Raw genomic sequence first — 24,509 nt, forward strand, 5'->3', positions numbered from 1 at the left:
TTCTCCCAAGGAGGCAAGCCCCACGATGCCTGACGTTCTCAAAGCGCCGCTCGTCGTCGAGTTTCCGTTCACCCGGTCTCTCGGGCCCGTGCAGAGCGCGTTTCTCACCGGTCTGCGGGAGCGGGTCGTCCTCGGGGTGCGGGCCGAAGACGGCCGCACCCTCGTCCCGCCCGTCGAGTACGACCCCGTCACCGCCGAGGAGATCCGCGAGCTCGTCGAGGTCGCCGCCACCGGCACGGTCACCACCTGGGCCTGGAACCACGCCCCCCGGCGCGGCCAGCCGCTCGACACCCCCTTCGCCTGGGTCCTGGTCCGCCTCGACGGGGCCGACACCGCCCTGCTGCACGCCCTCGACGCCCCCGGCCCCGACGCCGTCCGCACCGGAATGCGCGTCCGGATCCGCTGGGCCGAGGAACGCATCGGCGCCATCACCGACATCGCCTGCTTCGAGCCGTACACCGGCGAACCGGACCGACCGTCGGGCCACGGCGGCGAGTTCGAGGGCGAGCGCGTCACCGGGATCGTCGCCCACGCCCGCCTCGACTACACCTACTCGCCCGGCCGCGCCCAGTCCGCCTACATCGCCGCGCTCGGCACCCAGCGCACCGTCGGCGAACGCTGCCCGTCCTGCCGCAAGGTGTACGTGCCGCCGCGCGGCGCCTGCCCCACCTGCGGCGTCCCCACCGCCGAGCAGGTCGAGGTCGGGCCGGGCGGGACCGTCACCACCTTCTGCATCGTCAACATCAAGGCGAAGAACCTCGACATCGAAGTGCCCTACGTCTACGCCCACATCGCCCTCGACGGCGCCGACCTCGCGCTGCACGGACGCATCGGCGGCATCCCCTACGACCAGGTCCGCATGGGCCTGCGCGTCGAACCCGTGTGGACCGAGGGCGCCCGCTACCCCGACCACTACCGGCCCACCGGCGAACCCGACGCCGACTACGACGTCTACAAGGAGCTGCTGTGACCCGCGAGGAACCCACAGGCTTCCGCGACATCGCGGTGGTGGCCTTCGCACAGACCGACGTCCTGCGCACCACCGACGAGCTCTCCGAGGTCGAGATGCTCATGCCGGTCCTGCACAGCGTCCTGGACCGGACCGGCCTGAAGACCGCCGACATCGACTTCACCTGCTCCGGCTCCAGCGACTACCTCGCCGGCCGCGCCTTCTCCTTCACCCTCGCCCTCGACGGCGTCGGCGCCTGGCCGCCCATCTCCGAGTCCCATGTCGAGATGGACGGCGCCTGGGCGCTCTACGAGGCCTGGACCAAACTGCTCGCCGGGGACGCCGACACCGCGCTCGTCTACTCCTACGGCAAGTCCTCGCCCGGCTCCGTACGCGACGTCCTCACCCGCCAGCTCGACCCGTACTACGTCGCCCCCCTGTGGCCGGACTCCGTCGCCCTCGCCGCGCTCCAGGCACAGGCCCTCATCGACGCCGGCGACACCGACGAGAACGCCCTCGCCGCGATCGGAACGCGCAGCCGACGGGTCGCCACCCTCAACTCCCACGCCCAGCTGCGCGGTGCGGTCCCCCACGGCGACTACGCCGTACGACCGCTGCGCACCGGCGACTGCCCGCCCGTCGGCGACGGCGCCGCCGCCGTGATCCTCGCCGCCGGGGAACGCGCCCGCGAACTGTGCTCCCGGCCCGCCTGGATCCGCGGCATCGACCACCGCATCGAGGCCCACTCGCTCGGCGTGCGCGACCTCACCGACTCGCCCTCCACCCGCCTCGCCGCCGAGCGGGCCGGCGCGTTCGACCGGCCCGTCGACACCGCCGAGCTGCACGCGCCGTTCACCGCGCAGGAGGTCGTCCTGCGCAAGGCGCTGCGGCTGGACGACAGCGTGCGGGTGAACCTGTCCGGCGGCGCCCTCGCCGCCAACCCGATGATGGCCGCCGGCCTCATCCGCATCGGCGAGGCCGCCGCCCGCATCCACCGCGGCGAGTCCGACCGCGCCCTCGCCCACGCCACCTCCGGCCCGTGTCTCCAGCAGAACCTGGTCGCCGTACTCGAAGGGGAACCGCGATGAGCAAGGAGCCCGTGGCCGTCGTCGGGATCGGCCAGACCAAGCACGTCGCGGCCCGACGGGACGTCTCGATCGCCGGACTGGTCCGGGAGGCCGCCCGGCGCGCCCTCGACGACGCCGAGCTGACCTGGGCCGACGTCGACGCCGTCGTCATCGGCAAGGCCCCCGACTTCTTCGAGGGCGTCATGATGCCCGAGCTGTACCTCGCCGACGCGCTCGGCGCGGTCGGCAAGCCGATGCTGCGCGTGCACACGGCGGGCTCCGTCGGCGGCTCCACCGCGCTCGTCGCCGCGAACCTCGTCGCGGCCCGCGTCCACGGCACCGTGCTGACCCTCGCCTTCGAGAAGCAGTCCGAGTCCAACGCCATGTGGGGACTCTCCCTGCCCATCCCCTTCCAGCAGCCGCTGCTCGCCGGGGCGGGCGGGTTCTTCGCACCGCACGTGCGCGCGTACATGCGGCGCAGCGGCGCGCCCGACACCGTCGGCTCGCTGGTCGCCTACAAGGACCGGCGCAACGCGCTGAAGAACCCCTACGCCCACCTCCACGAGCACGACATCACCCTGGAGAAGGTCCAGGCCTCGCCCATGCTGTGGGACCCGATCCGCTACTCGGAGACCTGCCCCTCCTCCGACGGGGCCTGCGCCATGATCCTCACCGACCGGGCCGGCGCCGCCCGCGCGCCCCGCCCGCCCGCCTGGATGCTCGGCGGCGCCATGCGCAGCGAACCGACCCTCTTCGCCGGCAAGGACGCCGTGTCGCCGCGGGCCGGCCGGGACTGCGCCGCCGACGTCTACCGGCAGGCCGGCGTCACCGACCCACGCCGGGACATCGACGCCGTCGAGATGTACGTGCCGTTCTCCTGGTACGAGCCCATGTGGCTGGAGAACCTCGGCTTCGCCGACGAGGGCGAGGGCTGGAAGCTCACCGAGGCCGGGGTCACGGAACTCGACGGCGACCTCCCCGTCAACATGTCCGGCGGCGTCCTGTCCACCAACCCCATCGGCGCATCCGGCATGATCCGCTTCGCCGAGGCCGCGCTCCAGGTCCGCGGACAGGCCGGGGAACACCAGGTGGAGCGGGCCCGCAAGGTCCTCGGGCACGCCTACGGCGGCGGCTCGCAGTTCTTCTCCATGTGGCTCGTCGGAGCCGCGGTCCCGGAGTCCTGAACGGGGTCCCGAAAGGTCCTTCTCACGTGCTCTGTCCGCGTCCGGAACCGATCGCTAGGCTGACCCGCGGACGACGAACCGGGAGGAGCACGGACGTGGCCGAGAGCACCATCCAGCAGCAGCCGCTCACGGGCTGGGACAAGCCGGAGCTGGACCTCAGCAACGCCGAGTGGCAGTCCAGCAGCCAGGGTCGGGGGGATGTCCAGATCGCCTTCGTCGAAGGATTCATCGCGATGCGCAACAGCGGTCGCCCCCAGAGCCCTTCCCTGATCTTCACGCCCGCCGAATGGGGAGCGTTCGTGTCAGGGGCGCGGGAAGGGGAGTTCGACCTGACCTGAGACCGGCCGAACCGGGGGTGTTCCTCCTCGTTTTCCGGACACGCGACCTCGTACCCCCTCCTGGGGCCCCGCCTGGGCAAGGCTGGCTCCAGCAGGACGAAGGCCGAGTCCCAGGAGATGAGGACCATGAGCACGCTGCCGGTCGTCGCGGCGGTCGACGGTTCCGACGACGGCTGGCGCGCCCTCGACTGGGCCCGCGAAGCCGCCCACCGCCGCGGAGCGCCGCTGCGCGTGGCGCACGTACGCCACCACGCCGTCTGGACGCCGCCGGGCACCCCGGCGGTCGTACCGGCCGCTCCGGAGGACGACCCGGTGCTCGCCGAGGCCCGCGCCCGGCCGACCGCGGTCGAGGGCGGGCCCCGCCCCGAGTACGTGGGCCTCGACGGCGCGCCCGGCGTGCTGCTGCCCGAACTGGGCGCCGAGGCCCAGCTGTTGGTGCTCGGCTCCCGGGGCCGCGGCGGCTTCGCCAGCCTGCTGCTCGGCTCCAACAGCCTGACGGCGGCCCGGGACGCCGAGTGCCCGGTCGTGGTCGTGCCCCGACCGGGCCGCACGGTCGACATCGTCCTGCCGGCCGAGCCCGGCCCCCGGGTGGTCGTGGGCCTCAAGGTGGACAGCCCCGACGACACGGCCCTCGACCTGGCCTTCACCGAGGCCGCCCTGCTCGGCGCGCGCCTCCAGGTGATCGCCGCCTACCCCTGGCCGATCCAGACCTGGACCGCCCCCGGCGACCTGCCGACCCCGCCCTACGACCAGGACGCCGTCGAGCACGAGACGGCCACCCTCGTGGACGGCTTCCTCGCCCGGCACCGCGAGCGCCACCCCGGCGTCCACGCGGACCCGCTCCCCGCCCCCGGCGACGCGGCGGCCCTCCTCGTCGCCGCCTCCGAGGACGCCGACCTGCTCGTCGTGGGCCGCCACCGCCGCCGCCTCCTGACCCCGGCCCGCATGCTCGGCTCGGTGACCCACGCAGTACTCCTCCACGCAACAAGCCCGGTAACAGTCGTCTGACACCCACCGCCCTCACCACAGGGGCGCGAGGAACCGCGCACGAGCCCGACACCGACGCCCACAAGTCACGAACGCTCACCCGCCCCACCCAAGGGGCGCGAGGAACCGCGCATGAGGCCGACACCGACGCCCACGACCAACGCCGCCCACCGACCCCACCCCAGGGGCGCGGGGAACTGCGCGACCAGCCGAGACGGACCCGCACCCGACAGCCGACATCCGCCCCGCACCCGAGAACATCGCCGAACGGCACCACGTACCATTGCCGCATGTCGTTCCTCCGCCGCCGCAGCGCCACCCCCGCCGGGCCCGACTTCGACGTCCTGGCCATGGATCCGGGCGACTGGCCCGGCAATCTGGGCGCCGGCCTGCTGCCCGCCCCCGACGGCAGCTGCCAGGGCGTTTTCCTGCGCTACGACCTCTTCGGCGGCCGCGGCCCCGCGATGATCATCGGCAATCTGCCCGAGGGCTCCCCGGCCCGCGAGGTGGACGAGGGCGAGGTCCCCTTCGAGGTCGCCCAGCTGCTGCTCGCGCTGGAGAACGACGAGGAGGTGACCGTCGTCGGCACCGAGGACATGCCCGTGATGCAGGGCGACAACCTGCTGATCGTGCGCCGGCTGAAGCTCTCCGAGGGGCGGATCTCCTGCGTGCAGTTCGACCGCAGCGACAACGTCCTGGTGACCATCGCCGCCTGGGACCGCCCCATCACCGACGACCTCTACGCCCTGCTGAAGCCGCTCCCGGCGGAACTGTTCCAGCAGGGCTGAAGTCCGGCTAGGACGAGGTCAGCTCGACGTCCGCCGCCCGCACGAACGCCACCCGGTGGCCGTACTGGATCTCGTAGTACATGTCCTTGCCGACGACGGTCCGGTGCGATCCGGTGGCGAAGGTCGTCGCGTAGTAGTACTCGCCCGGCACCTGGTCCCCGACCACGTACTTCTGGCCCTTCGGCAGGGTGTACTGCAGCGCCGACACCGCCTGGACCGGCACCCCCGCCGGGTAGGCCGCCGCCTCGGGGTAGGCGCGGCCGTACAGCGGAACGCTGTCGCGGCCGTCCTTCGGGGTCACCGTCCGCCCGGTCGCCGGGACGGCCGCCGGCTGCGCCGCCGGGTTCTTGAACCAGGCCTTCTGACCGAGGTACCAGATCGCCGTCCAGTCACCCCACTGGCCGGCGACCGCGTACTGCTGGCCGGTCGACGCCCGCGCGGAGATGTCGTTCACCCCGGCGGTCGGGCCCGAACCCTGGCCGACGTCCTTGACCAGCGCGGACTTCTCGTCATGATCGGAGTACAGCCGCACCGCGCCGGAACCGTGAGCCGCGCACGGCAGGCCCTTCCCGCCGCAGTCGGTGTACACCGGCTTGTTGGCGATGTAGTCCGGCAGGATCGTGACCACGCCGCCGACGCCGCTGCTGCCGGCCGTCGCCGCGAAGGGCCGCTCCATCAGCTCGAAGTAGTGCCGCCAGTCCCAGTACGGGCCCGGGTCGGTGTGCATCCCGGAGACGGCCGCGGCCGTCGGGCCGGGCACGTTGTCATGCCCCAGGATGTGCTGCCGGTCCAGCGGGACGGCGTACTTCTCGGCCAGATACGCCACCAGGCGCGCCGACGACCGGTACATCGCCTCCGTGTACCAGGCGTCCGGGGAGGTGAGGAACCCCTCGTGCTCCAGACCGATCGACTTGGCGTTGACGTACCAGTTGCCCGAGTGCCAGGCCACGTCCTTCGCCTTCACATGCTGGGCGACATGGCCGTCGGTCGCGCGCAGCGAGTAGTTCCAGGACACGTAGGTGGGGTCCTGGACCATGGTGAGCACTCCGGCCCAGCCGCCCTCGGTGTCGTGGACGACGATGTACTCGATGCCCGGCGAGGCCGGCCGGTCGGCGACGTCGTGGTTGCCGTAGTCGTTGTCGCCGAACTCCTGGTACGGCGCCGCGATCCACTCGCAGGACACCGTCGTCGGGCATTCGGTGCCCGCCGCGGAGAGCGTGCGCAGACCGGCCTTGCGCAGTTGGGCCCGGCGCGGCGCCAGGTCCGGCTGCGCGGCCAGGGCGACCGTCTCACCGGCGTCCGTGGTGCGCCGCTCCCCGGTGCGCAGCACAGCGAAGACGTCGTCGGCGTAGGCGGCGGCCGTCCCGCTGTCCTCCGTGCCCGGGAAGCCGGCGACCGCGCCGTACCAGTCCGCCGGGTCGGCGCTCAGGGGCTCGCCCAGCCGCTGCTGGGCGGCGGCGAGGAGCGCGGCGCCGCCCGCGATGTTGGCGGCGGGGTCCGTGCGCAGGTCCGCGGCGCTCAGCCCGGTCAGTTCGGCCGCCCTCGGCAGGGTCTTCAGGCGGGCCGGGAGCCGGTCGTTCGACGGAGGTCTCAGGCCCGCGGGCGGATGCGGGGCCGGGCGGGCGGAGTCGCCCCGGGCGTCCTCCGTGCCCTGGCTGCGGTGCGAGGCGGCGGCCAGCGCGGTCCGGGCGTCGGTGAGGTGCATCGGGCCGTAGCCGCCGGTCACGCTCGGCGCTCCGCCGTGCGCGTCCCAGCGGGACTGGAGGTAGGAGACGCCCAGGAGGACGCTCTGCGGCACGTGGTACTCGGCGGCCGCGGCGGCGAAGGCCCGCTGAAGGCCGCCCGCCCGGGCAGCGGAGCCGGTCGCTTCGGCCGGCGACGCCGCCCCGAGCAGCGGGAGCAGCAGAGCCGCCGACGCCAGGGCGCCTGCGGCTCTGCGGACAGGTCCGGGGAATCCGGAGGGAATGACGGGTTTTCGCAAGGCGGTCTCCTGGGGACGAGCCGGCGGGACGATAACCCGTCAATCATGCTCATATGCCTGCGATTTCCCTCGTCAAGACACCGCCTGTGAACCCACGAAGCCTCGAACATACGAAGCCTTCGCACATACGAAGGTCCGCGGTGCGCCCTGTTCGTTCGGGCGCACCGCGGACCTCCACCCCTCAGCGAGTGCCGACCGCCGCGCGCACCGCCCGTCGGGCGAGCTGGCAGTCGTCGTGCAGCCGCCGCAGCAGCAGGCGCTGTTCCTCGCCGGACGGCGCGGCGCCCGGGTGGGCCGCCCCCGGGGCCGTCGGGGTCGTGTCGTGCATCGAACGCTGCACGGCCGTCTCGTAGGTGCGGATCTCCCGGGTGAGGACCAGCATCAGGTTCACCAGGAAGGCGTCCCGTGAGGCCGGGCCCGCCGACTGGGCGATCTGGCTGATCTGACGGCGCGCCACCGGTGCGTCGCCCAGCGCCGACCACAGCGTCGCCAGGTCGTACCCCGGGAGATACCAGCCTGCGTGCTCCCAATCCACCAGCACTGGACCGGCCGGTGAGAGAAGGATGTTCGACAGGAGGGCGTCGCCGTGGCAGAACTGGCCCATGCCCTGCCGACCCGCGGTGGCCGCGATGCCGTGCAGCAGCTTCTGGAGGTCGCCGAGGTCCCGGTCGGTGAGCAGACCCAGCTCGTGGTAGCGGGAGATCCGGGCGGCGTAGTCGAGCGGCGCGTCGAACGTTCCCGCCGGGGGCCGCCAGGCGTTGAGCCGGCAGATCGCGCCGAGCGCCGCCCGCACGTCCGCCCGCGGCGGGGCCTCGGTGGGGTGCCGCTGGAGTGCCGCCACGCGCCCCGGCATCCGCTCGATCACCAGTGTGCAGTTGTCCGGGTCCGCCGCGATCAGTCTCGGCGCCCGCACCGGGGGGCGGTGCCGGACGAACGTGCGGTACGCGGCTATTTCGTGCCGGACCCGCTCCGCCCATCCGGGGGAGTGGTCCAGTAAACACTTGGCGACGGCCGTACTGCGTCCTGTCGTGCCGACCAGGAGTACCGAGCGGCCGTTGCGGCGCAGGACCTGGACCGGGGCGAACTCCGGGCAGATCCGGTGCACCGAGGCGATCGCCGTGCGCAGCTGGGCGCCCTGAGGGCCGGACAGGTCGAGTCTTCCGCTGAGCGGTTGCGTGCCGATCCCCGCCGGGCGTCGGGTCAGACCCGCGCCGAGCGCGGGGCCCGCCGACCGCGCGGGGTCGAGGTAGGGGCCGCCGCCGCCCGGGCGGGAGTGCAGCGACCGGGGCGGGGCGGACACGGAGGACGATGCTGCGTACATGGGAGAAACAGATCCCTTCGTGTGCCGGACGTCAGAACGCTGCCCCGACCGGTCCACCCGGGTGCACCCTGGGGAGTGTCCCTCGGTGACCGGGTCGGGGTGGCGCTTTCCTACCTGACACCCATCGTCCAGTGGCACACCATCTGGCGAACCCTGGCGAACCCTGGCGAATAGTCGCCCGGCAACTGTCCCGGGGCTACTGTCAACTCAGCCGAGAACCTGGGGGCTTGACGTGAGCGGACAACCCAACACCCGTCTCTCGGATCTGTTCGGCCTGGCCGGCTGGTCCAAGGGTGAACTCGCGAGGCTGGTCAACCGGCAGGCGGCGGCCATGGGCCACCCCCAACTGTCGACCGACACCTCCCGGGTGCGGCGGTGGATCGACACGGGAGAGATCCCGCGCGATCCGGTGCCGCGGGTGCTGGCGGCTCTGTTCACCGAGCGTCTCGGCCGTGTCGTGACCATCGAGGACCTCGGTCTGGTCCGGCACGGGCGTACAGGGAAACGGCCCGGCGGCGGGAATGTCGAACATCCCGACGGTGTGCCGTGGGCGCCCGAACGGACTGCTGCGGTCCTCACCGAATTCACGGGAATGGACCTCATGCTCAACCGACGCGGCTTGGTGGGCGCGGGTGCCGCGCTCGCCGCGGGATCAGCTCTCAGCAGTGCCATGTACGAGTGGCTCCACACCGACCCCACCCTCTCCGCCGACGCTACCGTCATCGACCATCCCCACCTCCATCATGCCGACCCCGCTGGGCTCGACCGCTACGAGGCGGCTCCCATCGGAACGGAGGAGGTCGACGAACTCGAGCGCTCGGTCGAGGTGTTCCGAGCCTGGGACGCGGCCCGCGGGGGCGGGCTGCAACGCAAGGCCGTCGTGGGACAGCTCAACGAAGTGGGCGGCATCCTCTCCTACCACCACCCCACCCATCTCCAGCGGCGCCTGTGGGGCGTCGCGGCCAACCTCGCCGTTCTCGCCGGCTGGATGTCGCACGACATCGGTCTGGAGCCCACGGCCCAGAAGTACTTCGTCATCGCCGCCCATGCCGCGCGCGAGGGCGGTGACCGGCCGCGGGCCGGCGAGGCGCTCTCCCGGGCGGCCCGTCAGATGGTCCACCTCGGCCGGCCGGACGAGGCCCTCGATCTGATGAAGCTCGCCCAGTCGGGAGCCGGTGACAACGTGCTGCCGCGCACCCGGGCGATGTTCCACACCATCGAGGCCTGGGCGCAGGCCTCGATGGGCAAGGGACAGGCCATGCGCCGCACCCTCGGTCGGGCGGAGGAGCTGTTCGTCTCCGACAAGGGCGATGTGACGCCGCCGTCCTGGATGCAGACCTTCCGGGACGAGGACCTGTACGGCATGCAGGCCCTGGCCTACCGCACGCTGGCCGAGTTCGACCCGCAGGCCGCCGTGCACGCCCAGCACTATGCGGAGAGGGCCCTGGCGCTGCGCGTCGACGGGCGCGAGCGGTCGAAGATCTTCGACCATCTGTCCATGGCGTCCGCCTGCTTCATCGCGGACGACCCCGAACAGGCGGACCGGTTCGCCCGGTTGGCCCTGATGTCGATGGGGTCGAACTCCTCCCGGCGCACCTGGGACCGGCTGAGCCAGATGTACCGGCTCACCGCGGAGTACGCCGACTATCCGAGGATCAGCGAGCTGCGCGAGGAGATCATGCTGGCCCTGCCGAAGCAGAAGGGGGGCAGGTCGGGCCAGAGCGCCCAGACGTGAGGCTCACGCCGTGAGACTCACCGGGTGACCCGGGCGACGAGCACGCAGGCGTCGTCGGCACGTTCGGCCTGGTCGCATTCCTCCAGGACGATCCGTATGCAGTCCTGTGCGCTGCGCGGACCGTCCAGCCGGGGGGCCAGGGCGAGGAGCCGTTCGGCGGGCGCCAGTCCGTCAGTGTGCAGCAGGAGCAGATCGCCTTCTTCGAGGGTCTCCTCGGCCTGTCCGTACGCGGCGTGTGCGGTGGCTCCGAGGAGCACGCCCTCCGGTGCGGTGAGCCGGCGCCCCGTCCCGTCGCGGAACAGCAGCGGGGCGGGGTGTCCGGCCTGCGCCCAGGTCAGGGTGCGGGTGTCCGGCCGGTAGCGGCAGCAGACGGCGCTGCCGAGGGCCGGCTGGACGGCGGCGTCCAGTAACTGGTTGAGCCAGGACATCAGCTGGGCGGGCCGGGTGCCCGCCATGGCCATGCCGCGCAGGGCCCCCAGCATCATCGCCGTGGTCGAGGTGACGGCCGGGCCGTGTCCGGTGAGGTCGCCGACGCTGAGCAGCGTCTGGCCGTCGGAGAGTTCGAGGGCGTCGTACCAGTCGCCGCCGATCAGCGAGGTCGTCGCGGCGGGCAGGTAGCGGGCGGCGAGGTCGAGCGAGCGGGGGCCCTGGTGCGGCAGGCGCACGGAGCCGCGCCACGGCGGCAGGACGGCCTCCTGCAGTTCGACCGCGAGCCGGTGCTCGGTCTGCGCGCGGTGGCGCTGGCGCTGGAGCGAGTCACCGCTCTCGCGCACGGTGCGCTGGCCGCGGCGGACCTCGCTCACATCCCGCAGGACCGCCCACATCGAGGCGGTGCCGCCCTCGGCGTCGAGCACGGGCTCGCCCATCATGTGCACGGTGCGCGGTTCGCCGTCCGGGCGCACGACGCGGAACTCCCCGTCGATGGGCCGGGCGTCGATCAGGCAGTCCGTGACCATCGCGGTGAGCTTCGGCCGGTCCTCGTCGAGGACGAGGGAGGGCAGTTCGTCGAGGGTGAGCGGGGGAGCGGCGGGGTCGCGGCCGAGGATCCGGTAGAGCTCCTCGGACCACACGGCCTCGTCCGTCAGCAGGTTCCATTCGGCGCTGCCGACCCGGCTGAGCAGCGACTCGCGCCGGGCGGTCGCGGGCGCGGCGGCGGGCACCGGCGGCGGGCCGTCCCGCAGCTGGGCCAAGTGCGCGTCGAGGTCGTCGAGTTGGTGCAGCGCGAGGTCGTAGAGCGCGCGCTGCCAGCGGCCCTGCGGGTCCGTTCCGTCGTCCTGCGCGTGCCGGCGCACCGCGTCCATCTCGCCCTTGAGCCGTCGTGTCTGGGTGATCAGCGCGTCGACCGAGCCGCGCCCGGGCGGCTGGGCGGCTGAGCGGTCCGCAGAGACATGGGGCGGCATGACGCACTCCGATGCGGGAACGGTACGACGAAGGCTGACGCAAGGGCCGGTTACGACTGTTGCACAGCCCGCGACACCCTGTAAGGGATTTGGCAACACACGATTCGGTGATGCTTCCGGCATATGCCAGCGTCCTCACGGAGGGCCGGTGAGGGGTGGGCGGAGAGTGCCGGGAAGGGGTCAAGTCGTAGGTGACGTACGTGACTTGAGGGACTCCTGAGGGGGGCGAGGTGACTGTCGGGCTCGCGTTCTACGGCTTTATGTTCTATAGGTCTACCCATGTGATGCAGGTCACACGAATTCGATCCCGGTTTCGCGTAATGCGAAGCGCCTCTATGAGGTCGTACATGCATGGACATCACTCTTGAACAACCCGTCCGCGCCAGCTTGATCACCGCGGACGACCAGGAGCTGCCCGTGCCCGCCACGCTCCGCTACGACGCCACCGACCCCTTCGCCGTGCACGTCGACTTCCCCTCGGAGGTCTCCCTCGCCGGCGAGGCGGTCACCTGGACCTTCGCCCGTGCCCTGCTGGAGCAGGGCGTGAGCGACCCGGCCGGGAGCGGAGACGTGCACATCTGGCCCTGCGGGCCGGACCGTACGGTGATGGAGTTCCACTCCCCGCTCGGGATGGCCCTGCTCCAGTTCGACAGCGGCGCCCTGCGCCGTTTCCTGCTGCGCAGCTACGCGGTGGTCGCCGCGGGCACGGAGGACGTCGGCGCTGCGGTCGACCAGGGGCTGCAGGCGCTGCTCGGCAACGTCTGAGCGCCGCGCCGCCGGGTCGAGGGGTTGGTCAGTACCGCAGGACCCCCGCGATCCCGTCGGCGTCGGCCAAGGCGCCGTCGGGCACGAAGCGCACGTCGGCCCGCGTCTCCAGGCACTGCTCGACGATCTCGTCCACGATGTCCTCGCGGGCGTCGAGGTCGCCGCTCCGGGCCGGGACGAGGTGGTCGCCGTCGTCGCGGACCGTGACGCGGTAGTTCTCCTCGACGGCCAGCAGCCGGATCCGGCCCTCCCGGGCGCTCTGCCAGACCTCGTCGACGCCGGCCGCGAACTCCTTGCGGCCGAGCGCCGATTCCAGCGCCCGGCTGACCGTGTCCACGCTCCTGACCGCCTCGGCGGCGACCATCGGGCGCACCGCCTGCCACACCGCGTCCGGCGTGCCGTGCGACAGCCCGCCGTGCGGGATGTGCACGGCCGCCCTGGTGACGGTGCCCAGCTCGTCGAGGGCCGACAGCGCCGCGCGCTCGCCGGTGACGTACAGCGGCCGTGGGGCCAGGCGCAGCAGCCGGCTCATCGCGAAGTCGGCCTCGCGCAGGAAGTGGCGGGTGTCCTCGTCGCGGAAGGTGCTGGGCAGATCGCCGATCCGCTCCCGGCGCTCGGCGTCGAAGTTCTCCCGGCTCCTGGCCAGCGGGAAGCCGCCGTTGTCCGCCTCGACGACCCGGTCGGCGCCGCCGTTCCACAGCGTGACGCGGTCGGCGGAGACCGACAGCACCCAGAACGGCCGTTCCGACGCCTGGGCGGAGACCAGGTTGCGGGTCAGGAAGGTGTCGGAGAAGACGACGCGTTCGGGGACGGCGCGGGCCAGGGACCACACCTGGTGCTCGCCCGGGGCCGCGTAGATGACCAGACCGTCCTCGGTGTGCGTCAGGTCGATCTCGGCGAGCGCGCGGTCGAGCTGAGCGGCGACGTCGGCGCGCCGCTCGCGGGTCACCGCCGGGTCGGCGTCCAGCTGCTTCTTGGCCTCGGCCACGACATTGCGCAGCCGGACCCGGTCCTGGGTGTTCTCGGGTTCGCGGCGATGGGTCGGCGTCAGCACGGACACTGCGGGATAGGGGCGCGGGCGGCGCAGTTCGGCGAGGGTCGCGGGGCTGAGTGCGTACTCCATATGAGCACGATAGGTCCGATTCGTCCCCAGGGCATCGCCGGGGATTTCTCTCGTCGGACGACGGTGACGCCGACCCCCGCCGCCGGTTACCGTACGCGTCAGTAACCGGGACAGCATCGCAGGAGGCACGCATGCCGCAGCTCGAAGTCGACGGCGCAGCACTGACCTACGACGACGAGGGCCCGCGCGACGGCGACGGCGTGCCCCTGGTGTTCGTGCACGGCTGGACCGCGAACCGACGGCGCTGGGACCACCAGACGGCGCACTTCGCCGAGCGGCGCCGGGTGATCCGCCTCGACCTGCGCGGGCACGGCGAGAGCAGCGGGGCGGGGGTGAAGACGGTCGCGGAACTGGCGGGTGACCTCCTCGCGCTCCTCGACCACCTGGAGATCGAGCGGTTCGTGCTCGTCGGCCACTCCATGGGCGGGATGATCGCGCAGACCGTCGCCCTCTCCCACCCCGAGCGGGTCGAGCGCATGGTGCTGGTGAACTCCATCGCCCGGATGACCTACAGCCGGGGCCGGGGCCTGCTGATGGGGGCCTCCACCCTCGTCCCGTTCAAGCTGTTCGTCGCCGCCAACATCCAGCGGGCCTTCGCGCCCGGCCACCCCCGCGACGAGATCCGCGCGTACGTCGAGGCCTCCGCGGACACCCCGCGCGAGGTGGTCATGACGCTGTACGGCGCCATGCGGGCCTTCGACGTCCTGGACCGGGTCGGGGAGATCCAGGCCCCGACCCTGATGATCCACGGCTACCACGACATCCAGCTCCCGGTGCGGCAGATGCTCCGCATGGCCAAGGCCTATCCGGACGCGGTCGTCCGCATCCTCGACGCCGGCCATGAACTCCCCGTCGAGAAGCCGGCCGAACTGACCGCGGCGATCGACGCGTTCGTGACCGTCAAGGCGTGACAGCCGCCTCGCGCCCGGTGCTCAGCCGAAGTCGTCCGGGGTCGCCGCCTTCCAGTCCGCCGCCCAGGACTGCGGCGGCCCGGCGAGGAGTTCGCCCGGCGCCAGCCAGTCGTACAGCTCCTCGTACGAGCGCAGCGGGCCCGGCCCGGTTCTGCGGAGCAGCTGGGCGGGGGTGAGCTCGCCGGGCTCGCGCACGCCCATCGCGGCCATGATCCGGACGGCGTCGCGGACCGTCTCGCGCTGGTAGTGCCGCACCCGTCGCGCCTTGTCGGCGACGTTCAGCGCGCGTGCCCGCAGCGGGTCCTGCGTCGCGACGCCGGCCGGGCAGGCGCCGGTGTGGCAGCGCCGGGCCCGGACGCAGCCGAGGGCGAGCATCATCGCGCGGGCCGCGTTCGTGTAGTCGGCGCCCTGCGCGAGCCGTCTGACGATGTCCGCGCCCGTGGCCACCCGGCCGCTCGCCCCGATCCGCACCCGGTCCCGCAGCCCGACGCCGACCAGCGCGTTGTGCACGGTGATCAGCCCCTGGGTGAGCGGCATGCCGAGCCGTCCGGCGGACCGTGCCGGGCCGGAACCCGTGCCGCCCTCCGAGCCGTCCACGATCACGAAGTCGGGTGTCACCCCCTCCGCCGCCATCGCCCGGCACAGGGCGAGGAACTCCCGCCGCGACCCCACGCACAGCTTCAACCCGGTCGGCTTGCCGCCCGCGGCCTCGCGCAGCCGGGCCAGGAAGAGCACCAGCTCCCGCGGCGTGGAGAACTCCCGGTGGCAGGGCGGCGACACCACCGGAACGCCCTGCGGAACCCTTCGCTCCCGCGCGACCTCGGCGCTCACCTTCGCCCCCGGCAGCACTCCGCCGCTGCCGGGGGCCGCCCCCTGGGACAGCTTCACCGACACGCACTTCACCTCGGGCAGGGCCGCCTTGTCGGCGAACTCCCGTGCGTCGAAACCGCCGTCGGGGCGGCGGCAGCCGAAGTATCCCGACCCGATCTCCCAGACGAGGTCGCCGCCGCCCCGCAGGTGGTACTCGGACAGTCCGCCCTCCCCGGTGTCCTGCGCGAAACGGCCCAGCGCCGCACCCCGGTTGAGGGCGAGGACCGCCTGCGGCGACAGCGCTCCGAAGCTCATCGCGGACACGTTCAGCAGCGCCATGTCGTACGGCAGGCGGCAGTCGGGCCCGCCCACCCGCACCACCGGCGGCTCCTCGGCCGGCTCGACCGGGCGCAGCGACGGCACCAGGAACTCGTCCGCCTCTTCCCCCACTGTTTCGGTGTCCCGGGTCCGTACCGTCCGAGGGCGCAGATGCGTGAGAAGCGGGTAGTTGCGCGGGATGGAGCGACTGCGCTGGAGCAGGTCCCGGCCGCCCAGACAGGCCAGCGCCAGCAGCGGCCCGGCCGCGAGCCACCACCGGGCCGACAGGGCGCACGCGGCGGCCGTCGCCGCGGCCGCGGCGAGGGCGACGAGCAGCAGCGGCAGGAAGCGGCGCACTCAGCCGTCGTCCTCTTCGGGCCCGCACGAACTGCCGCTCGGCGGGAGGGAGCCGTACAGCAGGAAGTCGTCGACCTTGCGGTGCACGCACTTGGACGACCCGTACCCGGTGTGGCCCTCGGCCTTGTTGTCGAGCACCACGGCCGAGGAGCCGAGCCGCTTCGCCGTCTCCTCGGTCCAGCGGTACGGAGTCGCCGGGTCGCCGCGGGTGCCGACCAGGAGCATCTTCGGGGAGTCGAGGTCCTTCACCTCGTCGCGGATGTAGTCGGTGCCCCTGGGACGGCCGTAGCACATCAGGACCTCGGTGAGGCGGTACTGCCCGAAGACCGGTGACGCCTTGTCGTAGGCGGCGCGCAGTCGCCGCAGGTCCGCGGTGATCTGCCCGGCGGTGGGGCGGTCCGGGTCGTCCGCGCAGTTGATCGCCATCAGCGCGGCGGGCAGGTTGTCGAGCGGGACGTCCTCCGCGTCGACCAGCGCGCCTGGGGAGGGCTCGTCGCGCAGCGAGGTCCGCGGTGAGGATGTCGGCAGTGAGGATGTCGGCAGTGAGGATGTCCGCAGGGAGAAGGGTAGGGGGTGGGCGAGGCCGCCGCCCACGAAACCGAGCACCCCGCCGGCGTCGCCGCTCTCCACCAACTGGGCCAGCGCCCGTTCCAGCAGAGGCCACAACTCCCTGCTGTACAGCCCCTGCCCGAGGGCGCCGACGAGGTCCTGGCCGGTGAAGTCGCCGCCGAAGTCGGTCGGCAGCGGATCCTCGTCGAGCGAGCGGACGAGCCGTACGACCTCCTGGCGGGCCACGCGCGGATCCTGCCCGAACGGACAGGCGATGTCCTTCACGCACCAGCCGACGAAGTCGTCCAGGGCCACCTGCTGCCCCCGGGCGCCCACGAGCCCCTGCTCGGTGAGCGGCTCCGTCAGCGTGTCGACGCCGTCCAGGACCACCCGGCCCACCTTGCCGGGGAACTGGGCGGCGTAGACCGCGCCGAGCCGGCTGCCGTACGAGAAGCCGAGATAGTTGAGCTTCTTGTCGCGCAGCGCCTGCCGCAGCACGTCCAGGTCCCGGGCCGCGTCGACGGTGCCTATGTGCGGCAGGACCGGACCGGAGTGCTCGGTGCAGTCGGCGGCCGCCTCTTTCAACTGGGCCAGGAGCGCCCGGGGATCGGAGAGCGCCGAGTCGTCGTCCAGCGAGGCCAACCCGCTCTCCTCGCCGTCCCCGCAGCTGACGGGGGAGGAACGGCCGACACCCCGGGGATCGAAGGTCACCACGTCGTAGCCGTCGGTGAGGTCCATGAACTGCTTGCCGCCGTAGGCGAGTTCGGGGACGCCCGGGCCGCCGGGACCGCCGAAGTTGAGCACCACCGAGCCCCGCTTGTCGCCGGTGGCCCGATAGCGCGCCAGCGCGAGGTCCAGCGTGCCCCTCCTGGGGTGGGCGTAGTCGACCGGGACCGTCAGCTTGGCGCACTGGAGGTCCTCGGGCATGCCCTCGCCCTTGCAGGCCGACCACACGATCTTCTGACCGTAGAACCGGGACAGATCCGGCCGGTCGTCCGCGTCGCCGTCGCCGCTCGCGGCGGCCGTCGGCAGGCCCGCGCCCAGCAGGGTCAGTGCGGCGGTCAGGGCGAGCGCGTAGCGTCGCAGCCCCGGCCGCGCCCACAGCTTGGCCAGCATCAGCGCCTCCAGGGACGCCTGCAGCGGTCCGCGGCGGCGCCCTCGATCACGATAAGCGGCCTGCCCGTCACCCGCCTCCGGGCGACAGAACGGTGCGAAAGGGCGTTCTGGCATAACCCGGATGGTTCGTCGGCGTTCTAACGGATGCGGGCGAGTGCCCGCGATTCATGTCTGGAAGGCAGGGCCCCATGAGACGGGTTACCCGAACCGGTGTACTGGCCGTCGCCGCAGTCTCCGGCGCGATGGCTGTGACACTGCCCGCACACGCCGACTCGGCGGCGAACGGCACCGCGGCAGGCTCGCCCGGGCTGATCTCCGGCAACGGTGTCCAGCTGCCGGTGCACCTCCCGGTGAACCTGTGCGGGAACACGGTGAACGTGGTGGGCGTGCTGAACCCCACCGCGGGCAACACCTGCGCCAACGTGGGCCGGGCCGCGGCTCCCGGGGCGCACGGCGCGACCTCCGACGGCGGCGCCACCGCGCAGGGCGGCGCCCAGGGCTCCCCGGGCGTCGTCTCCGGCAACGGGCTCCAGCTGCCGGTCCAGCTCCCGGTGAACGTCAGCGGCAACAGCGTGAACGTCGTCGGCATCGCGAACCCGGCGCTCGGCAACGAGGCCGTCAACGTCTCGGGCGAGAAACCCGAGAAGCCCGGGAAGCCCGGGAAGCCCGGGAAGCCCGGGAAGCCCGAGAAGCCCGACGAGGAGCCCGTCGACCCCGCCGGGCCGGGGGAGCCCTCCGAGCCCGAGCCGCCGGTCCGGCACCACCCGCCCGCGGAGCCGCAGGGCCCGGGTCCGAAGGCCAACCCGCAGGCCCCGGCCCTGGCGGCCCAGGCCGCGGCGCCCGACGCCGTGGGCTCGCTCGCCCACACGGGAGCCGACGCCACGCTGCCCGCGCTCCTCGGCAGCACGGCCATGATGCTCGGCGGCGCGGCCCTCTACCGGAGGTTCCGCCCACGCACGGAGCGCTGAGCCGCTCCCGTCCCGTCGGGAGGACCAGCCCCCCCGCAGGCCCCCTTCGCACCGGGGGCCTGCGGTCGCGGGCTCAGCCGTCGTGGGACCGTCGGCCGCTCGGGACCGCCGGAAACGCGTGCCGACGGCCCGCCGCGACCGCCGTCAGAGCCAGCGCGACCAGCGGAAACGCCGCCCAGGGAAGCGCCGCCGCGCCCCACCTTTCCAGCACGACGCCTCCGGCCAGTGAGCCGCCCGCGATGCCCGCGTTGTACACCGTGGTCTGCAGCGACGTCGCCACGTCCGAGGCGGCGGGTCCCGAGGCGTGCACCAGCGCGGTCTGGATGAGGGTCGGCGCCCCGCCGAAGGCCACGCCCCACAGGGCGACCGACACCGGCAGCACGGCGGGCACGTCCGGGAAGCGGCCGAGCGCGAGCATGACCGCCGCGCAGAGCCCGAGCGCGCCGAGCAGCGTGGCACGCGGCCATCGGTCGACGACCAGGCCCGTCCCCCAGATCCCGGCCACCGTGGACGCCCCGAACACCAGCAGCACCACATCCGTGCGCCCGAATCCCGCCTGCTCCGTGAACGGGGTGATGTAGGTGTACATCACCTGATGGCCCAGCAGCAGGAACAGCGTGACGGACAGGATCACGGGGAGCCCCGGCAGCGCGGCCACCCCGGCGAGCGACACCCGCTCGCCCCGCGTCTCGCCGGGGAAGGCCGGGACCCGCCACCGCACCCAGCCCGTCAGCAGCACCGCCAGCCCGGCCAGCAGGCCGAACGCCGCACGCCAGCCCACCGCTCCGGCCAGCGCGGTCCCGGCCGGCACGCCCAGCGCGAGCGCGAGCGTGATGCCGGCCAGCACGACGGCGATCGCCCGGCCGCGCCGCTCGGCCGGCGCCATCCGGGCCGCGTACCCGGCGAGCATCGCCCACAGCGTGCCGCCCATGACACCGGCCGCCAGCCGCGCCGCGAAGGTGACGCCGTACGAGGACGACAGCGCGACCACCGCGTTGCTCAGCGCGAAGCCCAGCAGGGCGCCGAGGAGGACCGGCCGGCGCGGCAGGCCGCGCAGCAGGGCGGTCATCGGGATCGCCGCCGCGAACGAGGCCGCCGCGTACCCCGTGACCAGAAAGCCCACCCGCGCCTCGGACACGCCGAGCGCCGGCGCCATGCGGGGCAGCAGCGTTCGGAGTGCGGCATGAAGATCGGCGACCTCTCGCGCTGCACCGGCGTCCGCCCCCGGCTGCTGCGGTATCGAACACTCGCCCTGTACCTCCACCCTTCAGGGTGGAGGTACAGGCATCCTGCCGGTAGTGGCCCGGAGGGCCGCCGTAGCATGGCTAAGATCGCCTTGTCCCACAACGGAGTTGTGGGACCTACCGCCGGACGGGCGGGAAGTCAGGCCTGCGGAGGCCGTGTAAGACCGACCCTCACCGGTCGGCAGTGGCCCGTGAAACAGGAACCCGTGGTGGTGCCTCGAAGAGGTGCGGACCGGAATCTTCTGCCCTCGGGCAGGAGAGGGCGTCAATACGAGGAGCAGGACCTGCTCCACCCCGACCGTGGCGAGAACGGCTACCGCGACTACGGCGAGGCGGCCGTCCGGGACGTCCAGCAGATCCGCGGACTGCTCGACTCCGGCCTCACCACCGAGATGATCCGGGCGATCCTGCCGTTCCTGTCCGGGCCCGAGGAGATCGTCCTGCCCGCGCAGCACCTGACACCCGAGACCGCCGCCCTCCTGGCGGGGCACATCGACCGCATCCAGGCCCGGATCGACTGCCTGGCCCGCAACCGCGACCGGCTGAGCGCCTATCTGGCCGCGGTGACAGCGCGGTAATTGCGTTGTGGCGGCCGCGCCGAGGTGCTGGACTGGGCGGTATGGATCATGCTGCGGTACTCGCCCTGTACGACCGGGACATGCGCGAAGGTGCGCGTCCCGAGAGCTTCGACGCCCGCGTCGAGCGGACCGGGGGCGTGGTCCGGCACATCGGCGGCGACGGCGGCTGGAGCGGCGTCCTGTGGTCCGACCTGGACTCTGCCGGGGCCGACGCGGCGATCGCGGCCCAGATCGCCTGCTTCACCGGGCTCGGCCACGAGTTCGAGTGGAAGCTGTACGGCCACGACAGCCCCGCCGACCTCGGCGAACGCCTCACGGCGGCCGGTTTCACGGCCGACGCCGAGGAGACCCTGATGATCGGCGAGACGAGCGAGCAGCTCGTCGACGTCGCACCGCCCGACGGCGTCCGCATCGTCCCGGTCACCGACCGGGCGGGCGTCGAGCTCATGGTGGAGGCGAACGAGAAGGCCTTCGGTCACGACGGATCCTGGCTGCGCAGACTCCTGCTCGCCCGGCTCGCCGACGACCCCGACGCGCTCGTCGCCCTCCTCGCGATGGCCGGGGACGTGCCGGTGAGCTCCGCGCGGATGGAGCTGATCCCCGGAGTGCGGTTCGCCGGTCTGTGGGGCGGCGGCACCGTCGAGGGCTGGCGCGGCCGCGGCGTCTACCGCGCCCTGGTCGCCCACCGCGCCCGAATCGCCTCCGAGCGCGGCTACCGCTATCTCCAGGTCGACGCCTCGTCCCAGAGCCGCCCCATCCTGGAACGCCTCGGCTTCGCCGCGGTCAGCACGACGACGCCGTACGTGTACGCACGCTGAGCGCTCCGCTGAGCGCTCCGCTGGGGGTGCCGCGCCGTGCCGTCGTGCCGCTGCGGCGCCGTCGTGGCTGGTCGCGCAGTTCCCCGCGCCCCTTCAGGGCGTTGCCGCACCGCAGCCGACTTCGCCCGACCCGCTCAGCGCAGCCGGTGTTTCGTCCGTCAGTGGCGGCCCTTCGATCGGTCCAGGGCCGCGACGCCGACGGCGGCGAGGCCGATCTGGATGAGCCACTCGATCCAGTCGGGGCCCTTGGTGTCGCCCACGCCGATGCCTGCCGCGAGCGCCGAACCGATCAGCGCCGCCACGATGCCGACGGCGATGGTCCACAGCACGCCGATGCGCTGGCGGCCCGGGACGACGAGCCGCCCCAGTACGCCGATGATGATGCCGATGAAGATGGCACTGATCAGGCCGTCGATCTCCATCTCCGCCCTCCGTTTCCTGGCGAGACGCCGTTGCAGTGCTTGTGCCCGCTGGACGGTGGGGCAGTCCGTTCCGCTTCGCGGCTGACCGCCGCCGGTATGTTCACCGACCGGTAATGTCAGGTACCTTTCAATCGTTCCACGCGTGTAGAACCCTTCGACGCAAGGTCTACGCGCGCAGATTTGGCGCCCGCACCCGCCTCGTGTCCCCCCTTCCCCACGGAGGTTCGCCGGATGCTCGGATCACAGAGATCCCGCCGCAAGGTCCCCACCCTCCTGGCCGGCCTCGGGCTGCTCGTCACCGGAGCGGCCCTCCAGGTCTCCACCAGCGCAACGCCCGCAGAAGCGGCCACCCCCCACCGCATCCTGTTCGACAACGGCCACGCCGAGACGGCCGGCAACGCGGACTGGATCATCTCCACCAGCCAGCCCGACCCGCTCGGGGAGGACTCCTCGCCGTCCTCCGAGAGCGACTGGACCGGCGCCATCTCCTCCTGGGGCGTCGCCCTCCAGCAGACCGGCGACTACAGCCTCAAGACCGCCACCAGCGCCCTCACCTACGGCGGCTCGTCGACGACCGACCTGGCGAACTTCGACACGCTGGTCCTGCCGGAGCCCAACACGCTGTTCACCACCGCCGAGAAGACGGCGATCATGAACTTCGTGAAGGGCGGCGGCGGTCTGTTCATGGTCTCCGACCACACCGGCGCCGACCGCAACAACGACGGCGAGGACGCGGTCGAGATCCTCAACGACCTGATGACCAACAACAGCGTCGACTCCACCGACCCGTTCGGCTTCTCCATCGACTCGCTGAGCATCGGCTCCGACTACCCGAGCGCCATCAGCGACAGCAGCGATCCCGTGCTGCACGGCTCCTTCGGCACCGTCACCAAGAGCCTCATCGCCAGCGGCACGACGGCCACCCTCAAGCCCGCCGACAACTCCAGCGTCAAGGGCCTGCTCTACCGCACCGGTTACTCGGGCAACACCGGCGCCTTCTTCGCCACCAGCACCTTCGGCAGCGGCCGCGTCGCCTTCTGGGGCGACAGTTCGCCCATCGACGACGACACCGGCCAGTCCGGCAACACCCTCTACGACGGCTGGAACGACTCCGGCGCCACCAACGCGGCCCTCGCCCTCAACGCCACCGAGTGGCTGGCCGGCGGCAGTGACGACGACGGCGGCGGGGACGACCCCGGCGACGGCACCTGCACCGCCGCCCAACTGCTGGGCAACCAGGGCTTCGAGTCCGGCAACACCACCTGGACCGCCACCAGCGGCGTCATCACCAACTCCAGCAGCCAGGCGGCCCGCACCGGCTCGTACAAGGCCTGGCTCGACGGCTACGGCTCCGCCCACACCGACACGCTGTCCCAGACGGTGACCATCCCGAGCGGCTGCACCACCGCCACGCTCAGCTTCTACCTGCACATCGACACGGCCGAGACCACCACCAGCACCGCGTACGACAAACTCACGGTCACCGCCGGATCCACCACCCTGGCCACCTACTCCAACCTCAACGCGGCCAGCGGATACGCCCTGAAGAGCTTCAGCCTCGCCTCCCTGGCGGGCACCACGTCCACGATCACGTTCACCGGCGTCGAAGGGTCCGTCCTCCAGACGTCGTTCGTCATCGACGACACGGCGCTCAACGTGAGCTGACCCCCGCGCCGCTCGAAGTCGATCACTGTGCGCCCGCCGTCACCGCTCCCCCCAGCGGTGCCGGCGGGCGCACGGCTGTCACCCCCCCCGGGTCACCGCGGGCGTCGAGGCCGTCGAGGCCGTCGAGGTCATCGGTTGACATGCAGGTAATCACCTGCATAACGTTGAGTGTGCGATCGGAAGACGACCCGGAGGCGGACCCGGGCATGGACAAGGCCTTCAGGGCGCTGGCGGACGACACGCGCAGACGGCTTCTCGACCGGCTGCACGAGCGCAACGGCCAGACCCTGGGCGAGCTCTGCGCGCACATCGACATGGCGCGCCAGTCCGTGACCCAGCACCTGGCCGTCCTGGAGGCCGCGCAGCTGGTCGTGACGGTGCGGCGGGGGCGGGAGAAGCTGCACTACCTCAATCCGGTCCCGCTCCACGAGATCCAGGAGCGGTGGATCGACAAGTTCGAGCGCCCGCGGCTGCGCGTGCTCTCCGACGTCAGACGACGAGCCGAGGAAGCCATGACCGACAAGCCCACCTTCGTCTATGTCACCTACATCGCCAGCACGCCGGAGCAGGTCTGGGAAGCGCTCACCGACGCCGACCTGACCGCCGCCTACTGGGGCCACAGCAACGTCTCCGACTGGCGGCCCGGCTCCCGCTGGGAACACGTCCGCACGGACGGCAGCGGCATCGCGGACGTCGTCGGCGCGGTCGTCGAGAGCGAGCCTCCGACCCGGCTGGTCACCACCTGGGCCGCGCCCGACGAGGAGGGCCGGCCGGACCGGCACTCCCGGGTCACCTTCGACATCCGGCCGCACGGCGACATCGTCCGCCTCACCGTGACCCACGAGGATCTCCTCGACGAGGGCGCACTCGCCGATGTGTCGCTCGGCTGGCCCGCGGTCCTGTCCAACCTCAAGTCCCTCCTGGAGACGGGCCGGACCCTGCCCCAGGAGCCGTGGCTGATGCCGGCCCGCTGAGCCGGCGCGACAGGACTCGGCAGAGCGTTGTGCGAAGACGGCCGGGCCCAGCTCGCTGCCCTGGGCAGCGGGGAGCCGCAGCCCGCCACTCGGGCTCCCGGCGAGCGGCAGCCCCTCGCACTGGTCACGGGTGAGCCGCTG

22 protein-coding genes are annotated in these 24,509 nt (G+C 72.5%); 14 read left to right on the forward strand and 8 right to left on the reverse strand.

What is annotated here, in order from left to right; all coding sequences use genetic code 11:
• Positions 1-25 precede the first annotated feature (25 nt).
• From ACWCPF_RS41430 to ACWCPF_RS41455, 6 genes are all read left to right on the forward strand, one after another.
• On the forward strand, positions 26-970 hold the full coding sequence (locus ACWCPF_RS41430; protein WP_451050316.1) for a Zn-ribbon domain-containing OB-fold protein: 945 nt from the start codon (positions 26-28) through the stop codon (positions 968-970).
• Positions 967-2,037 (forward strand): thiolase domain-containing protein, encoded by a 1,071-nt coding sequence (locus ACWCPF_RS41435; protein WP_451050317.1) that lies wholly within the window; start codon positions 967-969, stop codon positions 2,035-2,037. Before ACWCPF_RS41430 ends, ACWCPF_RS41435 begins: the two co-directional genes overlap by 4 nt.
• Entirely contained in the window at positions 2,034-3,200 is a 1,167-nt protein-coding gene (locus ACWCPF_RS41440; protein ID WP_451050318.1) for a thiolase domain-containing protein, read from the forward strand. The genes ACWCPF_RS41435 and ACWCPF_RS41440 overlap by 4 nt, the downstream gene beginning before the upstream one ends.
• A gap of 95 nt (positions 3,201-3,295) precedes the next feature.
• Complete coding sequence (locus tag ACWCPF_RS41445) at positions 3,296-3,538, forward strand: DUF397 domain-containing protein (protein WP_079657699.1); 243 nt, start codon at positions 3,296-3,298, stop codon at positions 3,536-3,538.
• A 126-nt stretch (positions 3,539-3,664) separates the two neighbouring features.
• Positions 3,665-4,546, forward strand: a complete 882-nt coding sequence (locus ACWCPF_RS41450; protein ID WP_451050319.1) for a universal stress protein — start codon at positions 3,665-3,667, stop codon at positions 4,544-4,546.
• A 269-nt stretch (positions 4,547-4,815) separates the two neighbouring features.
• Positions 4,816-5,313 (forward strand): hypothetical protein, encoded by a 498-nt coding sequence (locus ACWCPF_RS41455; RefSeq protein ID WP_351909869.1) that lies wholly within the window; start codon positions 4,816-4,818, stop codon positions 5,311-5,313.
• Positions 5,314-5,320: 7 nt separating this feature from the next.
• Here ACWCPF_RS41455 and ACWCPF_RS41460 read toward each other — a convergent pair whose 3' ends face one another.
• Both ACWCPF_RS41460 and ACWCPF_RS41465 read right to left on the reverse strand, forming a co-directional pair.
• Complete coding sequence (locus ACWCPF_RS41460; protein ID WP_451050320.1) at positions 5,321-7,294, reverse strand: N-acetylmuramoyl-L-alanine amidase; 1,974 nt, start codon at positions 7,292-7,294, stop codon at positions 5,321-5,323.
• 181 nt (positions 7,295-7,475) lie between these two features.
• Positions 7,476-8,615, reverse strand: a complete 1,140-nt coding sequence (locus ACWCPF_RS41465) for an aminoglycoside phosphotransferase family protein (RefSeq protein WP_451050321.1) — start codon at positions 8,613-8,615, stop codon at positions 7,476-7,478.
• Positions 8,616-8,847: 232 nt separating this feature from the next.
• On the opposite strand from ACWCPF_RS41465, the gene ACWCPF_RS41470 reads away from it, so the two are divergent.
• Positions 8,848-10,350 (forward strand): DNA-binding protein NsdB, encoded by a 1,503-nt coding sequence (locus ACWCPF_RS41470; RefSeq protein WP_451050322.1) that lies wholly within the window; start codon positions 8,848-8,850, stop codon positions 10,348-10,350.
• Positions 10,351-10,367: 17 nt separating this feature from the next.
• Here ACWCPF_RS41470 and ACWCPF_RS41475 read toward each other — a convergent pair whose 3' ends face one another.
• Positions 10,368-11,750, reverse strand: a complete 1,383-nt coding sequence (locus ACWCPF_RS41475) for a PP2C family protein-serine/threonine phosphatase (protein ID WP_451050323.1) — start codon at positions 11,748-11,750, stop codon at positions 10,368-10,370.
• 351 nt (positions 11,751-12,101) lie between these two features.
• On the opposite strand from ACWCPF_RS41475, the gene ACWCPF_RS41480 reads away from it, so the two are divergent.
• Complete coding sequence (locus ACWCPF_RS41480) at positions 12,102-12,515, forward strand: SsgA family sporulation/cell division regulator (RefSeq protein WP_451050324.1); 414 nt, start codon at positions 12,102-12,104, stop codon at positions 12,513-12,515.
• Between the two features lie 28 nt (positions 12,516-12,543).
• Here the strand turns inward: ACWCPF_RS41480 and ACWCPF_RS41485 are convergent, their stop codons facing one another.
• The gene (locus ACWCPF_RS41485; RefSeq protein WP_451050325.1) at positions 12,544-13,638 is read right to left on the reverse strand and encodes a baeRF3 domain-containing protein; all 1,095 of its coding nucleotides are present in this window, start codon (positions 13,636-13,638) and stop codon (positions 12,544-12,546) included.
• Between the two features lie 131 nt (positions 13,639-13,769).
• On the opposite strand from ACWCPF_RS41485, the gene ACWCPF_RS41490 reads away from it, so the two are divergent.
• Entirely contained in the window at positions 13,770-14,549 is a 780-nt protein-coding gene (locus ACWCPF_RS41490) for an alpha/beta fold hydrolase (protein ID WP_451050326.1), read from the forward strand.
• Positions 14,550-14,570: 21 nt separating this feature from the next.
• Here ACWCPF_RS41490 and ACWCPF_RS41495 read toward each other — a convergent pair whose 3' ends face one another.
• Together ACWCPF_RS41495 and ACWCPF_RS41500 are read right to left on the reverse strand one after the other, a co-directional pair.
• Complete coding sequence (locus tag ACWCPF_RS41495) at positions 14,571-16,034, reverse strand: glutamate synthase-related protein (RefSeq protein ID WP_451050327.1); 1,464 nt, start codon at positions 16,032-16,034, stop codon at positions 14,571-14,573.
• A complete protein-coding gene (locus tag ACWCPF_RS41500; protein WP_451050328.1) occupies positions 16,035-17,699 on the reverse strand; it encodes an alpha/beta hydrolase in 1,665 nt (554 codons plus the stop codon). It abuts the gene before it with no gap.
• 242 nt (positions 17,700-17,941) lie between these two features.
• Here ACWCPF_RS41500 and ACWCPF_RS41505 point away from each other — a divergent pair, with 242 nt between their 5' ends.
• Positions 17,942-18,667, forward strand: a complete 726-nt coding sequence (locus ACWCPF_RS41505) for a chaplin (protein ID WP_451050329.1) — start codon at positions 17,942-17,944, stop codon at positions 18,665-18,667.
• Positions 18,668-18,740: 73 nt separating this feature from the next.
• Here the strand turns inward: ACWCPF_RS41505 and ACWCPF_RS41510 are convergent, their stop codons facing one another.
• A complete protein-coding gene (locus tag ACWCPF_RS41510) occupies positions 18,741-19,931 on the reverse strand; it encodes an MFS transporter (RefSeq protein WP_451050330.1) in 1,191 nt (396 codons plus the stop codon).
• Between the two features lie 192 nt (positions 19,932-20,123).
• Between ACWCPF_RS41510 and ACWCPF_RS41515 the strand changes: the two genes are divergently transcribed.
• Both ACWCPF_RS41515 and ACWCPF_RS41520 read left to right on the forward strand, forming a co-directional pair.
• Positions 20,124-20,489, forward strand: a complete 366-nt coding sequence (locus ACWCPF_RS41515; RefSeq protein ID WP_451050334.1) for a MerR family transcriptional regulator — start codon at positions 20,124-20,126, stop codon at positions 20,487-20,489.
• Between the two features lie 41 nt (positions 20,490-20,530).
• Positions 20,531-21,307, forward strand: coding sequence for a GNAT family N-acetyltransferase (locus ACWCPF_RS41520; protein ID WP_451050331.1), 777 nt, complete (start codon positions 20,531-20,533; stop codon positions 21,305-21,307).
• Between the two features lie 158 nt (positions 21,308-21,465).
• Here ACWCPF_RS41520 and ACWCPF_RS41525 read toward each other — a convergent pair whose 3' ends face one another.
• Positions 21,466-21,729 (reverse strand): GlsB/YeaQ/YmgE family stress response membrane protein, encoded by a 264-nt coding sequence (locus ACWCPF_RS41525; RefSeq protein WP_451050332.1) that lies wholly within the window; start codon positions 21,727-21,729, stop codon positions 21,466-21,468.
• A 231-nt stretch (positions 21,730-21,960) separates the two neighbouring features.
• Here ACWCPF_RS41525 and ACWCPF_RS41530 point away from each other — a divergent pair, with 231 nt between their 5' ends.
• Positions 21,961-23,394 (forward strand): hydrolase, encoded by a 1,434-nt coding sequence (locus ACWCPF_RS41530; RefSeq protein WP_451050333.1) that lies wholly within the window; start codon positions 21,961-21,963, stop codon positions 23,392-23,394.
• 206 nt (positions 23,395-23,600) lie between these two features.
• The gene (locus ACWCPF_RS41535; RefSeq protein ID WP_451050335.1) at positions 23,601-24,368 is read left to right on the forward strand and encodes an ArsR/SmtB family transcription factor; all 768 of its coding nucleotides are present in this window, start codon (positions 23,601-23,603) and stop codon (positions 24,366-24,368) included.
• Positions 24,369-24,509 lie beyond the last annotated feature (141 nt).

The sequence above is a fragment of the Streptomyces sp. NPDC001858 genome (assembly GCF_053594615.1).

What these genes read in the sequence shown, in the direction of transcription:
- ACWCPF_RS41455 (WP_351909869.1), top strand. Translation starts at nt 4,816, where the DNA reads ATGTCGTTCCTCCGCCGCCGCAGCGCCACCCCCGCCGGGCCCGACTTC.
- ACWCPF_RS41485 (WP_451050325.1), bottom strand. Translation starts at nt 13,638, where the DNA reads ATGGAGTACGCACTCAGCCCCGCGACCCTCGCCGAACTGCGCCGCCCG.
- ACWCPF_RS41500 (WP_451050328.1), bottom strand. Translation starts at nt 17,699, where the DNA reads ATGCTGGCCAAGCTGTGGGCGCGGCCGGGGCTGCGACGCTACGCGCTC.
- ACWCPF_RS41535 (WP_451050335.1), top strand. Translation starts at nt 23,601, where the DNA reads ATGGACAAGGCCTTCAGGGCGCTGGCGGACGACACGCGCAGACGGCTT.
- ACWCPF_RS41430 (WP_451050316.1), top strand. Translation starts at nt 26, where the DNA reads ATGCCTGACGTTCTCAAAGCGCCGCTCGTCGTCGAGTTTCCGTTCACC.
- ACWCPF_RS41490 (WP_451050326.1), top strand. Translation starts at nt 13,770, where the DNA reads ATGCCGCAGCTCGAAGTCGACGGCGCAGCACTGACCTACGACGACGAG.
- ACWCPF_RS41525 (WP_451050332.1), bottom strand. Translation starts at nt 21,729, where the DNA reads ATGGAGATCGACGGCCTGATCAGTGCCATCTTCATCGGCATCATCATC.
- ACWCPF_RS41530 (WP_451050333.1), top strand. Translation starts at nt 21,961, where the DNA reads ATGCTCGGATCACAGAGATCCCGCCGCAAGGTCCCCACCCTCCTGGCC.
- ACWCPF_RS41505 (WP_451050329.1), top strand. Translation starts at nt 17,942, where the DNA reads ATGGCTGTGACACTGCCCGCACACGCCGACTCGGCGGCGAACGGCACC.
- ACWCPF_RS41440 (WP_451050318.1), top strand. Translation starts at nt 2,034, where the DNA reads ATGAGCAAGGAGCCCGTGGCCGTCGTCGGGATCGGCCAGACCAAGCAC.
- ACWCPF_RS41475 (WP_451050323.1), bottom strand. Translation starts at nt 11,750, where the DNA reads ATGCCGCCCCATGTCTCTGCGGACCGCTCAGCCGCCCAGCCGCCCGGG.
- ACWCPF_RS41450 (WP_451050319.1), top strand. Translation starts at nt 3,665, where the DNA reads ATGAGCACGCTGCCGGTCGTCGCGGCGGTCGACGGTTCCGACGACGGC.
- ACWCPF_RS41465 (WP_451050321.1), bottom strand. Translation starts at nt 8,615, where the DNA reads ATGTACGCAGCATCGTCCTCCGTGTCCGCCCCGCCCCGGTCGCTGCAC.
- ACWCPF_RS41520 (WP_451050331.1), top strand. Translation starts at nt 20,531, where the DNA reads ATGGATCATGCTGCGGTACTCGCCCTGTACGACCGGGACATGCGCGAA.
- ACWCPF_RS41480 (WP_451050324.1), top strand. Translation starts at nt 12,102, where the DNA reads ATGGACATCACTCTTGAACAACCCGTCCGCGCCAGCTTGATCACCGCG.